At 43.2% G+C, this 12,806-nt stretch carries 13 protein-coding genes; 6 read left to right on the top strand and 7 right to left on the bottom strand.

Features of this window, described 5'->3' with window-relative positions:
* Positions 1 to 30: 30 nt before the first annotated feature.
* From V2H45_RS22605 to V2H45_RS22595, 3 genes are all read right to left on the bottom strand, one after another.
* Entirely contained in the window at positions 31 to 519 is a 489-nt protein-coding gene (locus V2H45_RS22605; RefSeq protein WP_330485953.1) for a glycosyltransferase family 2 protein, read from the bottom strand.
* Positions 512 to 1,219 carry a TVP38/TMEM64 family protein gene (locus V2H45_RS22600; RefSeq protein ID WP_330485952.1) on the bottom strand — a complete coding sequence of 236 codons (708 nt, stop codon included), beginning with the start codon at positions 1,217 to 1,219 and terminating at the stop codon, positions 512 to 514. The genes V2H45_RS22605 and V2H45_RS22600 overlap by 8 nt, the downstream gene beginning before the upstream one ends.
* A 145-nt stretch (positions 1,220 to 1,364) precedes the next feature.
* A complete protein-coding gene (locus V2H45_RS22595) occupies positions 1,365 to 2,303 on the bottom strand; it encodes an NAD-dependent epimerase/dehydratase family protein (RefSeq protein WP_330485951.1) in 939 nt (312 codons plus the stop codon).
* A gap of 100 nt (positions 2,304 to 2,403) precedes the next feature.
* Between V2H45_RS22595 and V2H45_RS22590 the strand changes: the two genes are divergently transcribed.
* Complete coding sequence (locus V2H45_RS22590) at positions 2,404 to 3,204, top strand: class I SAM-dependent methyltransferase (RefSeq protein ID WP_330485950.1); 801 nt, start codon at positions 2,404 to 2,406, stop codon at positions 3,202 to 3,204.
* A 1-nt stretch (position 3,205) separates the two neighbouring features.
* Here V2H45_RS22590 and V2H45_RS22585 read toward each other — a convergent pair whose 3' ends face one another.
* Positions 3,206 to 4,441 carry a glycosyltransferase gene (locus V2H45_RS22585; protein ID WP_330485949.1) on the bottom strand — a complete coding sequence of 412 codons (1,236 nt, stop codon included), beginning with the start codon at positions 4,439 to 4,441 and terminating at the stop codon, positions 3,206 to 3,208.
* A 258-nt stretch (positions 4,442 to 4,699) separates the two neighbouring features.
* On the opposite strand from V2H45_RS22585, the gene V2H45_RS22580 reads away from it, so the two are divergent.
* Positions 4,700 to 4,888: a hypothetical protein gene (locus tag V2H45_RS22580; protein WP_330485948.1), complete on the top strand. Its 189-nt coding sequence runs from the start codon at positions 4,700 to 4,702 to the stop codon at positions 4,886 to 4,888.
* Positions 4,889 to 5,017: 129 nt separating this feature from the next.
* Here the strand turns inward: V2H45_RS22580 and htpG are convergent, their stop codons facing one another.
* Entirely contained in the window at positions 5,018 to 6,916 is a 1,899-nt protein-coding gene (gene htpG / locus V2H45_RS22575; RefSeq protein ID WP_408648870.1) for a molecular chaperone HtpG, read from the bottom strand.
* 308 nt (positions 6,917 to 7,224) lie between these two features.
* Between htpG and V2H45_RS22570 the strand changes: the two genes are divergently transcribed.
* The 4 genes from V2H45_RS22570 (at position 7,225) to V2H45_RS22555 (ending at position 10,869) form a co-directional block, all read left to right on the top strand.
* Positions 7,225 to 7,398, top strand: a complete 174-nt coding sequence (locus V2H45_RS22570; RefSeq protein WP_330485946.1) for a hypothetical protein — start codon at positions 7,225 to 7,227, stop codon at positions 7,396 to 7,398.
* A gap of 59 nt (positions 7,399 to 7,457) precedes the next feature.
* On the top strand, positions 7,458 to 8,288 hold the full coding sequence (locus V2H45_RS22565) for a cell division protein FtsQ/DivIB (protein WP_330485945.1): 831 nt from the start codon (positions 7,458 to 7,460) through the stop codon (positions 8,286 to 8,288).
* 176 nt (positions 8,289 to 8,464) lie between these two features.
* Positions 8,465 to 9,751 (top strand): cell division protein FtsZ, encoded by a 1,287-nt coding sequence (ftsZ, locus tag V2H45_RS22560; RefSeq protein ID WP_330485944.1) that lies wholly within the window; start codon positions 8,465 to 8,467, stop codon positions 9,749 to 9,751.
* Between the two features lie 122 nt (positions 9,752 to 9,873).
* Positions 9,874 to 10,869, top strand: coding sequence for a ribose-phosphate pyrophosphokinase (locus V2H45_RS22555; RefSeq protein WP_330485943.1), 996 nt, complete (start codon positions 9,874 to 9,876; stop codon positions 10,867 to 10,869).
* Between the two features lie 101 nt (positions 10,870 to 10,970).
* Here V2H45_RS22555 and V2H45_RS22550 read toward each other — a convergent pair whose 3' ends face one another.
* Positions 10,971 to 11,975 (bottom strand): tocopherol cyclase family protein, encoded by a 1,005-nt coding sequence (locus tag V2H45_RS22550; protein WP_330485942.1) that lies wholly within the window; start codon positions 11,973 to 11,975, stop codon positions 10,971 to 10,973.
* Positions 11,976 to 11,977: 2 nt separating this feature from the next.
* Positions 11,978 to 12,538, bottom strand: a complete 561-nt coding sequence (locus V2H45_RS22545; RefSeq protein ID WP_330485941.1) for a Uma2 family endonuclease — start codon at positions 12,536 to 12,538, stop codon at positions 11,978 to 11,980.
* Between the last annotated feature and the right edge of the window lie 268 nt (positions 12,539 to 12,806).

The following is a 12,806-nucleotide window of genomic DNA, read 5'->3' as shown; positions in this document are numbered from 1 at the left end:
GCTAATGCTGAAGAGACTTGCAGCCACTTCTTAAGATCTCAAATGGGTTCTATAGCCAATCCGAGTGATCCAGAGTTTTATAGCAGACTCACCTAGTCTTTTTGTTCGCACGGTATGAACGATATCGATATCATCCAAGTTTCTCCAAACTTGGAGTATTTTAGGAATTACTTCAGGAGGGTCTTGTAAATCAGCATCCATATAGATTAGGGCTTCACCTGATGCACACTCCATGCCAGCCAAAACACAGGGGGAGACCCCAAACTTACGCGACATCGTAACTATTTTGATATCCCTATGTACCTGCGCCAATTCCCGTAAAATCGGTTCGGAGTTGTCCGTAGATGCATCATTCACAAAGATTAATTCATAGCTGTGAATCGTTCCCTTTTGACATTCTTCGTCTAGAATGCGATGCAACCTAGATGTGAGTTCTTCTAGAACTTCTGCTTCATTCCAAAATGACAAAACCACAGAAAGTGCAACTGGTCGATTTTCTTGTAAAGATTGACTACACATTACGATCTCCAATAATTTTTTTACTCAAAATCTTAAGCATCAAAAATAGGGCGATCGCTGACGAAATAATAATTAGATCCCTGATATGAGACTGATTTAAACCAGTCGTTGTTATGTTTCCTATACTGTTGCCAAGAATTGCAAAATAAATGGTTGGGGGTGCTAAAAATATAGCTGTTGCCCAAGTATATGTTGATAAAGGTATTGAGGTAATCCCAAATAGATAATTGACAGGTCCAATTGATAGAAACGGATTAATTCTTATAAAAGCAACGACTTCCCAAGCATTTTTTTGGACTTTTTGATTAATTTTTTCCCAAGTAGGGCTTCTCAATTTGGAATCCAAATAATCTTTCAATAGATATCGAGCAATTAGAAATGCACAAACTGCCCCTCCAATCGATCCGATCATAGAAAAAATACTGCCCCAAAAAGGATGCCAAAGCACACCTGCTTCTAAATTTAAGAGCATGGCTGGAAGAAGTGCCAAGGTCGCAAGTATATATATCAGAATAAAAATGATTGGAGCAATCAATGGTTGAGATTGCAGAAATGAGACCACCAGCTTAAATAGACTGGCACTTTCCAACCTCAAAGCTAAGACTGAAGCAATAAGGAGCGTGCAAAACAAAGCTGCTATAAAGTACTTTAAGGGTTTACTTCTCAAAAGTGAAATTAGCTGACCTATTACCATTTGCATTGCAATCCTTTTTGAATGCCAATTTCTCTGGAGAAATTGCGAGTGAAATACTTGTTTTCGTTGCGGGCATTCTGCCCGCATACCATAAAAATCAGATAAATGCTTTCTATTAGCACTTCAGAATGTCGCCTTCGGTCTGAGTTTTTTAAATATTTTTAAATTGTCCTCGTCCTAACATCCGATAGCCTTTAATCAGTTCCTTAATTCCATCGTCTAAGGTGCGTTTTGCTTCAAAACCTGCTTCGCGTAGCCGTTGGTTTGACACAATGTAATTGCGCTTGTCTGGATCGCTACCGATCGCTCCAAAGTGAATGTAGAAACTAGGTATATATTCCTTTACTTTTAAGGCAAGTTCTTCTTTAGACAAGTTGGCAGCATCTAACCCAACATTATAGGGACGCCCCACCATGCGATCGCTATGCTCAATACAGTAAATCATGCAATCTGCAACATCGCGAATGTGAACGTAGTTACGCTTAAAGTCTTTCTCAAAAATCACAATGTACTTGTCTGTAACCGCTGTATAAACAAAGTGATTAACCAAAAGATCCAAGCGCATTCTCGGTGACATACCAAACACCGTAGCTAGCCTTAGCGTGATTGTGTTTGGGGCATTTAAGATCTCTTGCTCTGCTTCTACCTTTGTCTGACCATACAGAGAAATTGGTTCAAGTGGTGTTTCCTCTGTGCAGTAGGTATCTCCCGATTTTGTACCATAGCCACTGTTAGTGGTTGGATAAACAACAAGTTGTTGTGGACTCCGCAAGCGATTGATTAACTGAATGGCTTCTAAGTTAACCGACTTCGCAAGATATCGATCGCGATTGCAAGCGGGTGCACCTACAATCGCGGCAAGGGGAATAATGACATCAACATTTTCAAGCAATTCCTTGATTAAGGCTTCATCTCGGGCATCGCCATTTACAAACTCAAAGTTAGGATTGGCACAAAAATGAAACAGCGAATGCTGCCCGAACATTAGGTTATCTAGAGCAGTAACTCGATAACCAGCCGCAAGCAAATGTTCGCAAAGAACTGAGCCGAGATAGCCTGATGCACCTGTAACTAAGATATGAGCTTTCATCAATTATGAGTGTATGTTTGTGAGGGTAATGTAGTTCAAGACTTAATATTATTCCTATGCTACCCTTATCAGTAAAGTGATCGCTCAAGAACGGTTAACTATGTCTGAAAAAGTTCCTGAAAAAGATATTTACGCTCTCCCAAAAGTTGTCACCGACCTCAAGGAATGTGGATTTTATCACACGATGGAAATTCCCGATCATGGTGTGGTTGAGGGGGAATGGGATCTTAGGGGCAATCTAGAGGCTTACCTTGGCGGAACTAATTTTAAAGATAAGCGAGTACTAGATGTAGGCGCAGCCAATGGATGTCTCTCTTTTTTTATAGAGAATCAAGGCGCTGAAGTTATCTCTTACGATCTTTCGGAAGATTATGCTTGGGATGTTGTCCCCCATACTGGGTATGACTGGAAACAGCTTTTAGTAGAAGATAAACAAAGAGCAAGAGAACTCAATAATGCCTACTGGTTCTGTCACCGAGTTTTTCACTCTAAAGCAAAATTTGTACATGGAACCGTCTATACCATTCCCCAAGAGATTGGGATGGTTGATATTTCCGTGTTTGGAAGTATTCTTTTACATGTGCGCGATCCTTTTTTAGCGTTAGAAATGGCATCTAGGGTAACCAAAGAAACCATAGTTGTGGTTGAGCCCATGGGCATCAAAAGGTTCTTGCTATATATCCTCTCTTTTGGACAGGCGGTCATGACTTTTTTACCCAGTGCCAAGAAATCTGAGCACAAAGTATCTTGGTGGGCATTTACTCCCAAAATCATCCAAGAGTTTGTCTGCGTCTTGGGATTTGAGAATGTCAAAACCAAGTTCCATTTTCAAAAATATCGATATTCTAATTTTCCAGTTCTTTACTTTACTGTAATCGGTCATCGAAAAAAACTGAGTTGAATCAATCTCTTTTCCATGCCCTCGTCTTGTCTAAAATAATACGCCAGAAAATTTCTCCAGTATAATTTGTTGTAGCTTTGTAATGCCCTCGTTGCGCGATCGCCCTGCGTTCATCTTCTTGCGCTAGGTAGTATTTAGCCTGTTTTACAAGATCGAATGCATCGACAAATGGGACATAATCCACAAACGGCTCAAACCATTTAGCTGTTTCCGAGTTTTCTGACTCTAGTAACATGGCTCCGCATAGGGTCGCTTCAAAAATTCTTCCCTTCGCTTGGACAACATTTTGAGACCTTGCGTAACTAAAGTTAAGCACAATCTTAGAACGCATCAGAATACTGGCATATTCTTCTACAGATAGGTGATTTTCTCTCTGCCCTCCTGCTTGATAAACATGGATGCCATTATCCCTAAGCGCAGTAATACCCTCAATCCGATCGGCATAACCATGCGTGCTACCTAAAAAACAAATATCAATATCTCTTTCAAGCTTAGGATTATTAAATATCTTAGAATCTTGAGGAGTCCATAATGATAAATACTTTTCAGGATGATTCGTTTTCCCCAAGTAGCTAACAGTAGAGTCCAAAATCACATTACACGCAACGTATGGTAAGACGGTCTCAGCGATCATCATGACCTTACTAAGTACCGAATCAAACCAGATGGCTACGATAGGAATCTTAAGCTCCGTTGCAATTATCTTTAAGGTTTCTAACTTGGGATTGTAAGGAAAGAAAGAAAAAATCTTGCCATGCCACCAAGTTAAAACGACAACATCGGGACTTGTGTTGAGGCATGTTTCTAGTAAGGCAATATCCCCAGCATCATGATGTTCGTAATAATACTCATCAAAATGAAATCGCGCCTGCGTTGCTAAACCAGATGATGCCAGCGAACCAAATAGATTATGCTCGCTATTTGTAGTTCCCATGAATGGATTGCAATCGCACCATTTTTCCGTAACAAATAGAATATGAGGTGTTTCCCTAAGATTGATATTTGATCTTATCGTTCCATCGATCTGAGAGATTGTATTATTGACAATACCTTCAGCTTTTTTATTGAATAGACTTCTATACTGATATCCTACTGAGATTTTGCCGTCAACTTGAATAAACTTTTTTAAAAGGAAATTCCTAATGGGGATTAACTTTGATTTAATTTTTTCCCCTAAGGCGTTCTTGAATATCTGAGTTAACACAAGTATAATCACCAATCTATTTAGGCTTGACACAAGCGCAGAAATCCTGTTATTACTAGGAAAGGTTTCTAGTGAATACCTTCTGCAAAATCATATTTTTTAGGATAGCTCAGATCCTGCAACCTTCTTATATAAGGCTGATTTAGTAGAAGTTTGAGTGTAACTTCAAAGCCATAATCAGTAGAGTCGTTGGTGACTCACAGGCTAAACCACTCACAGGTTAAGTGTGAGACTGAGATATCCCTGCGATCGCATCGCGTCTGAGGTCTCAAAATAGCGAGGAATTAAAGAATGCGTCTGTCAAAAATTCTGATGATGTTTGCTTGCTTTGTCGGCGCAATCGTAATTGCTGTCTGGGTATCTCGCGAGGCACTGTATTTTTTCAATACTCTCCTTTACTGGATTCGCTATAATTGGATTCCTGTCTTGGGTGCAATGCTCCTAGGTGCGATCGCCTATAAAGTCTTCAGCAAATCTTAATCGTAACTGTAGATGGCATAGGGAAGATGATTGGCATCACGAGGGTCTCTATGCCAATTACTCAGAGGATTGTAGAAAGAGCGACAAGCGAATGGCGATCGCCATTTATTTGCTTGTCGCTTTCCCTTCCTACTTCGTCAATTGTGTTAAGAGTGTATTAGAACGCTCTAAAAACGCCTTCATGCTGGTGGCATCAAAGCTCTTTTGTACCATCAGCGCAAGGTCGTAGACATGATTGCAAATCAAGTCTGCTAGACCACTCGATTCCGAGGGCTGCCCTGCTGCGGTCACAATTTTGTTCTGATCTAAATTCAAAAGATTTTGAATTAGAGGGTGCGATGTATTTACCAGCAAGATGTGATCTTCAGGAAACGCCGTATTTGTAGTCTGCTGGAGCAGCGCTGCCATCTCTTGCATCCGTCGAGCTGTTTCAGGTAATAGGATCATCGCAGGTGGAGAAGATGCAGAATCCTCAGCTTTCAGTGCTTCCGTACGAATGACTAATTTAGGTTTGTTTAAGGCACGGCGAAACAGTTCTTGGATGCGATCGCTCTTAGTTTGATTGGTTGCAGGATCGACCAGTTCAGTTTTAGAGTCTTGGTTGATCAGGCGATCGTCGATATCGGCATCCACCCGAGAGAATTTAACATCGCGAAACTCTCCTTCGAGGAAATGGATGAAATGACTGTCGATGAAAGTGTCAAACGTCAAGACCTCTAAGCCCTGACCCTTGTGTAACTCAATATAGGTAGCTTGCGCGATCGCATCAGAACTGTAAAACACTTGGTTTTCGTGCTTTTCTTTATTGCGCTCCAGATAGGCTTGTAGAGTGGTGTAGTGACCGATCTCGGCGTTATCCGTTTCAGCCTCATAGGTGGTGGGGTAAACCAAGATTTCCTTGACTTGCTGATAAAACTTATCGCTATTCATCGAGCCAAACTTCATGAATAGGCTGATATCTTTCCAACACTTCAAGAATTCTTCGCGGGAGTCGGTATAGAGCTGACAGAGATAGTCCCCAACCTTCTTAGCAATATAGTCTTGGATTTTGCGAACCTTGCGATCGCCTTGCAAAAAGCTTCTCGAAACGTTTAAAGGAATATCCGAGCTATCAATCGTGCCTCGTAAGGGCAATAAAAAGCGAGGAATCACTTCTTCGCAGTTATCGCTAACGAAGACATGGTTGCAATAGAGCTTGATTTGTCCCTTATTAGGGTCAATATCGCCTTTAATTTTGGGGAAATAGAGAATCCCTTTAATAATGAATGGATAATCCGTATTGAGGTGAATCCAAAACAGCGGATCGTCTTGAAAGGGGTAGAGATAGCGGTAAAACTCTAGGTACTCATCCTTTGTTACGGAGCTAGGTGAACGATCCCAAAGAGCGGTCTGTTTGTTGACGACCTCATCATTCAGCTTGATCGAGACGGGAATGAAGTCGCAGTAGTTGCGGATGATGCGCTTGGTTTCCCCAACCTCTAAAAATTCTTCAGCATCCTCTTGCAGGGTTAGCACGATCGTTGTGCCTACGGTCTTGCGATCGCTCTCGTCCAACGTAAATGTGGTGGTGCCATCACAGGACCAATGTACCGCCTCTGCATCTTTTCGATAGGAAAGGGTGTCAATTTCTACTCGGCTTGCCACCATAAATGCCGAGTAAAAGCCCAAACCAAAGTGACCGATAATTTGTTGATCGCCACTGCCAGAGTTGGTGTATTTGCTGATAAATTCTTCGGCACTCGAAAAGGCAACTTGGTTGATATATTTGCGCACTTCGTCCGCAGTCATACCAATGCCGTTATCTGTAATGGAGATCGTGTGTTTTTCTTTATCAACCGTAACTGAGATTTCAGGCTCTGGAATGTCTGTTACTTCACCCGCGTAAGACACCATTTTTAACTTACTAATTGCATCCACGCCATTAGAAATTAATTCCCGCAAGAAAATGTCTCGCTCTGAATAAAGAGCTTTCTTGATAATGGGAAAGATATTTTCGGTGTGGATACTGATCGTTCCCTGCTCAAGCATATCGTGTAAAACCTCTAAATCATATTTAACCAAACTTAATTATAGCGATAGAGAGCATGAACGTAGAATCACCTATGCCTATGCTGACTCGCTTTGACTTATTCTATCTGCGATCGCAAGCCTTTAAATTCCGACAAAATGTCGTTAAGCAAACATGTTGATTGCCCTTGCAGCCGTAAACTCAGTTGAAAATTCTGATGTCGTAAACTATTGTTGTTAGAAATATATTTAAGCCAGCTATGGTGATCGCAGCACTAACCTATATATCAGTATCCGCATTACTTATACTGGGTGCAATTGTTTTCTTTATGAAAGCACTGCAATCACTCAGTAAGCAGGACAATTCTTCTACTTCCGATCGCGATCGACCTAATCATCATCCACCTCATTTGATTGCTTCTGAACTTGAGCAGTCAGTTTTGACTTTAAAGCGTGAAGAGATTATTGAGATGCTTGAGCGTCAGTTTCACAGTAGTCCCTAAGAGCGATCCCCAAGCGCGATCGATTCCGTGCGATCGCAAAAACTGACATCGAGTAGATTATGAATATTAAAGAAGAAATTTCGATCCCAGCGATCGCTCGACATCATTCAGACTTTGCTGAACGCCGTAAGAGCCTGCGAAAAGATCGGCGCATCAAGTTAATCCAGCGTCTTTGGCAACTCACCTTTATTACAGGTGTCACAGGCGGATTGTTGTGGCTTGCTACCTTACCAGAATGGCAACTGCGTAACGCCAATCAAATTGATATAGAAGGCAATCACCTACTTTCAAAAGAGACGATCAAAAGGCAGCTCCAAATTTCCTATCCTCAGTCAATTTTTCAGGTACAGCCAGAAACGATCGCTGCTCAGTTAGAAAACTCTGCCCCAGTTCAAAATGTTGTTGTCACGCGGACTGTTTTTCCCTCTCGCCTCACCATTAAAGTTCAAGAGCGTTCTCCTGTGGCGATCGCTACCCGTAATGGCAAGACAGGATTTTTAGATGAGGGCGGTAAATGGATGCCCCTTCAAGTTTATCCATCCTCAGTTACCAAGCCAGAACTAACGATCTTAGAGGCTAGCGATCGTCCCATTTCTCAAGCTCAATGGTCGGTACTCTATCGTCAAGTCAGCCAAAGCCCCGTCAAAATTTCACAGATTGATGGAAGGGATGAATCTAACTTGATTTTAACCACAGAATTTGCAGTAGCTCACCTCGGTCCATATCAAAGCAAACTGTTTGCCGAGCAACTGGCATATCTAGATAAAATGCGTAATTTACCCAAAAAACAGCCACTAAAAGAGCCAGCTTATGTAGATTTGAGAGATTTGGGTAACGTTGTGCTCAACCATCCATCTCAACCCAAACCTAAAGACAATAAGTCATCTTAAAACAAACCATGATTTCACATGCAAAATGTATTTTTGCCAATATCGTAAATTAACCACAAGTTGCTTGATTTATAAAATCTATACTTATTTCACCTTAAATAAAATTTATGCTTATTTAGCATTAATATGTACGGAAGTGTAACTGCTTCTTTTCTTATTTTCTCCAGTCATCCATAATGATATCTAAAAATAACTGGTCAGATTTTAATTCCGATGGTTCTGAAGATGAGAATGCCAAGGATAAGCAATCAGACAATAGACAAATGACTGATGAAACACCTGAGCAAATTAATCATTCTGGACTACACCTAAGTTATTCGCGTAATGACATGAAGCAGCAGTTAGGCATTGATTCAAAACAAGACAATATTATGTTGGGTAGCATTGCTAAGATTAAGGTCATCGGCGTGGGCGGTGGCGGTAGCAATGCTGTAAACCGCATGATTGCTAGTGATGTCGCAGGTGTTGAATTTTGGTGTGTCAATACAGATGCTCAGTCACTTCTGCAATCGGCCGCATCCAAGCGGTTTCAAATGGGGCAAAAACTAACCAGAGGGTTAGGTGCGGGGGGAAATCCAGCGATCGGGCAAAAAGCCGCTGAAGAATCTCGCGATGATATCGCTCACGCCCTAGAAGGGGCAGATTTGGTATTTATCACCGCAGGTATGGGAGGAGGCACAGGTACGGGTGCTGCCCCAATTATTGCCGAGGTTGCCAAGGAAGCAGGTGCATTAACCGTGGGTGTAGTAACTCGCCCCTTTACCTTTGAGGGCAAACGTCGCAGTCAGCAGGCAGAAGAAGGTATTGCAGCCTTACAAAGTCGTGTAGACACGCTGATTGTGATCCCCAATGACAAGCTACTCACCGTAATTTCAGAGCAAACTCCTGTCCAAGAGGCATTTCGGGTAGCCGATGACATCTTGCGCCAGGGGGTACAGGGCATCTCAGACATGATTACCATCCCTGGTTTGGTAAATGTAGACTTTGCCGATATTCGGGCTGTGATGGCCGATGCTGGCTCAGCCATGATGGGTATTGGCACGGGCTCTGGTAAGTCTCGCGCTCGTGAAGCTGCGATGACAGCAATTTCCTCGCCATTGCTTGAGTCCTCAATTGAAGGTGCCAGTGGGGTTGTCTTTAACATTACGGGTGGCTCTGACCTCACCCTGCATGAAGTCAATGCCGCAGCCGAGACCATTTACGAGGTGGTTGACCCCAACGCCAATATTATTTTTGGGGCTGTGATCGACGAAAAAATGGAAGGAGAAGTCAGAATTACCGTGATTGCAACTGGATTTGCTAATAAATCTAGTGCGTCCTCTCCCCAACCTTTAAAAAAACAAATACCCGTGAAACCCCCTAGCATACCCAGCCCTTCTCAGCAACAAACCTCTGAGATTAAGCTAAGTAAGCCAGGCTTGGACATTCCAGACTTTTTACAACGTCGTCGTCCACCTAGATAGCACTTTAGGTAACCCATAAAGCGACAATCTAACTTGCGCTAAGATGAGTTAGCTATGTTTAACCTTGTGATTGACATCTTAGACATAGATAGCTTGCCAACGTAACGTTTTACTCAACTGCGGTGACTCAATTAACAACGACTAGGCACAAATCTAGCTTATTACCCATTACTAGCAGTGAAGACAGACTCAGACTTTTCGCTGGTTCTGCAAATTTACCACTAGCTCAGGAAATAGCTAAATATTTGGGGATGGGACTCTGTCCCATGGTTCGCAAAAGTTTTGCGGACGGGGAAATATACGTTCAAGTACAGGAATCGATTCGGGGTTGCGATGTTTACTTAATTCAACCCACCTGTCGCCCTGTCAACGATCATCTGACCGAACTGCTGATTATGATCGATGCTTGCCGTCGTGCCTCAGCACGTCAAATTACGGCAGTGCTGCCCTACTACGGCTATGCCCGTGCCGATCGCAAAACCGCTGGCAGAGAATCGATTACAGCGAAGCTAGTGGCTAATTTAATCGTGCAATCTGGTGCAAGTCGGATTATTGCCATGGATCTGCATTCATCCCAAATTCAGGGCTATTTTGATATTCCTTGCGATCATGTTTACGGTAGCCCCGTTTTATTTGACTACTTAAATAAAAAGCATTTACCCGATCTAGTTGTGGTTTCCCCAGATGTGGGGGGTGTAGCCCGTGCCAGAGCCTTTGCGAAAAAGTTAAATGACTCACCCCTTGCCATTATTGATAAGCGCCGTCAAGGTCATAATGTCGCAGAAGTAATGAATGTGATCGGTGATGTCGCAGGTAAGACCGCTGTGCTTGTGGATGACATGATCGATACGGCGGGAACGATCTATGAGGCTGCTAAGCTACTCCGTAAAGTAGGTGCGAGACAGGTCTATGCCTGTGCCACCCATGCGGTGTTTTCTCCACCAGCGATCGAACGTTTATCTAGTGGTGTATTTGAAGAGATCATTGTTACAAATACAATTCCCGTGCCAAGCGATTCCTATTTTCCCCAGCTCAAAGTTTTGTCTGTAGCAGATTTACTGGGCGAAACCATCTGGCGCGTTCACGAAGATACTTCTGTCAGTAGTATGTTTCGTTAGACCCGAAAATCAAATCAATATTTTCAGCAACTTTAGGGATGAAGCATTCAGGAGTCAATCTCATTAGCTTGTAATCGCTTATGCTCCGAATGCTTTGCCGCTCATAATTTGGCCGACTTAAACTCCCAAGGTTCTGACCAAGGCTCACCGCCAACTTCTAGGCCTGCAAGCTGACTCGTAGCTTTGATGGTTTGACCTTGAGATTTTAATGTGACCTGAAGACTACCTTTAGTCGTATCGCGGCAGAGGTATTGCAGTCCTGTAGCAGACGGAACCATAATCCAAGTGCCCAGATCCTCTGTTTTGGCAATAATTTCAACCTGCTGATTTTTACTGGAGGCTTCGATCTGCCAGTCTCCCCAAGGCTGAATCTTGCAGTGAATTTCGCTATTTTCAGGCATGAAGTTATAAAACTTACCTTGGTGGTTAATTCCAACCATTGCCACTTGGGTTGCGATGCCAAAATGCTCGCGGATACCGCCTGCTACCGTAATGCTCAGGTCTTCATGGTTTGGAAAGGCATTGCACTGGATCCAAAACCATTTTTTAGGGAAGGATCTGCCCCAGTTCTTTTCGATATAGGCAGGAGCATTCGCGAACTCATAGGTTTTGCCTTGCCATGCGATCGCACCTGTAGCCAATCCCCTTGCCATTAAGATCTGCCACCCTGGCTCAAATATAGACAGATAGGAATAAAACCCCATTGTAGCTGTCGGTCGCTTTGGATTGCCCCAGCCATCCACACTGACCATTTCATAATCCCAATCGCATTCGCCATGGACAGGATCGGATATTTTGCCTTTATTGTGGAGATCGCTGGCGCTATAACCTTCGCCTCGGCGATTCCAATGTTCTAAATACAGGCGATCGCGGTCTGCATGAAAATCTTTTGTATTTGGGAAAGTGCGCCAAATCTGTTTGTCATCAATCCCTAAAACCTGTACGGAACCGCCACTATGGGGCGTATGTCCTTGGGGATCGTCGATCGCGTACATAAAGGCAAAGGACTGTTGAATCTCAGGCAACGTCACCCGATAATACCAACCCTCAAAAAACCTGCCAACGCCTCGATTCCAGTGATAGTGACTGTGGGGAATTTGCTTCACGACTACACAAAGAACTGCGCTACGCGACAGCAAAAATTGGGCAGCAAAGGTGAAGTCAGTTCGTCTGGCTCGAACAGCGTGACGATGAGGGTTAACTTTGCATCCTCACGCCGATAGACTTCAACCTGTTTGAGTTGCCAATTCACAATCCAATATTCGCATACACCTTGTTGGGAGTAGAGTTTGAGCTTTGCCGAGCGATCACGCTGCTCGTTGGTACTGCCTTCGGAGAGAATTTCGATGACGAGTTCGGGCGATCCTGTCAGATGTCCGGCATCGTCTAAGAGCAGGGCTAAGCGATCGCGGCTAACCCACACCAAATCGGGAATGACATTATCTGTATCTGTATAAATCACACCCGGTGTCAAAATGACTTCCCCTAAGCCTGTAGCTTCTGACCAAGTGTCTAGCAGTCTCAGAATCTTTCTAATCGTTTGCTGATGTTTATAGTGGGGCGCTCTGGTCACAAATAATTCTCCGTCAATGATTTCGCGGCGCACCCACTCGTCATCGGGGAGCGCCTCAAGGTCGCGGGTTGTCCATCGGAGTGTTGGGGGAGACATGGGTAGCTGGGGGCAAAGAAAATGCGCTTGAGTAACTCTATGATAATGGCGATCGCTTCTGGCAGAAAAATAGTTGCGTTAAACTAGAATTTGCAGCGATCTCGCCCAAAATTAGCAGTCAGACGAACAATGCGATCGCCTATCCAAGCAAAAAAAGACCTCCCACTAGGAGAGGTCTTTTTTTAAGATTAATCGAGTTTAGGAAACGATTAACCGTTGATCGCAGGAGCAGTTAGAGCCACAGGAGCAACATCAACAGCAGCCAAGT

Source organism: Tumidithrix elongata BACA0141, assembly GCF_036349135.1.
GTDB classification, from domain to species: domain Bacteria; phylum Cyanobacteriota; class Cyanobacteriia; order Pseudanabaenales; family Pseudanabaenaceae; genus Tumidithrix; species Tumidithrix elongata.
The sequence above is the reverse complement of the archived record's forward strand: the minus strand, read 5'-3'. Positions and strand labels throughout refer to the sequence as shown.

Bases quoted from the DNA above. Each gene is read 5' to 3' on its own strand.
- V2H45_RS22590 (WP_330485950.1), top strand. From the start codon at position 2,404: ATGTCTGAAAAAGTTCCTGAAAAAGATATTTACGCTCTCCCAAAAGTT.
- V2H45_RS22605 (WP_330485953.1), bottom strand. From the start codon at position 519: ATGTGTAGTCAATCTTTACAAGAAAATCGACCAGTTGCACTTTCTGTG.
- V2H45_RS22595 (WP_330485951.1), bottom strand. From the start codon at position 2,303: ATGAAAGCTCATATCTTAGTTACAGGTGCATCAGGCTATCTCGGCTCA.
- htpG (WP_408648870.1), bottom strand. From the start codon at position 6,916: ATGCTTGAGCAGGGAACGATCAGTATCCACACCGAAAATATCTTTCCC.
- V2H45_RS22600 (WP_330485952.1), bottom strand. From the start codon at position 1,219: ATGCAAATGGTAATAGGTCAGCTAATTTCACTTTTGAGAAGTAAACCC.
- V2H45_RS22545 (WP_330485941.1), bottom strand. From the start codon at position 12,538: ATGTCTCCCCCAACACTCCGATGGACAACCCGCGACCTTGAGGCGCTC.
- V2H45_RS22570 (WP_330485946.1), top strand. From the start codon at position 7,225: ATGAAAGCACTGCAATCACTCAGTAAGCAGGACAATTCTTCTACTTCC.
- V2H45_RS22580 (WP_330485948.1), top strand. From the start codon at position 4,700: ATGCGTCTGTCAAAAATTCTGATGATGTTTGCTTGCTTTGTCGGCGCA.
- ftsZ (WP_330485944.1), top strand. From the start codon at position 8,465: ATGATATCTAAAAATAACTGGTCAGATTTTAATTCCGATGGTTCTGAA.
- V2H45_RS22565 (WP_330485945.1), top strand. From the start codon at position 7,458: ATGAATATTAAAGAAGAAATTTCGATCCCAGCGATCGCTCGACATCAT.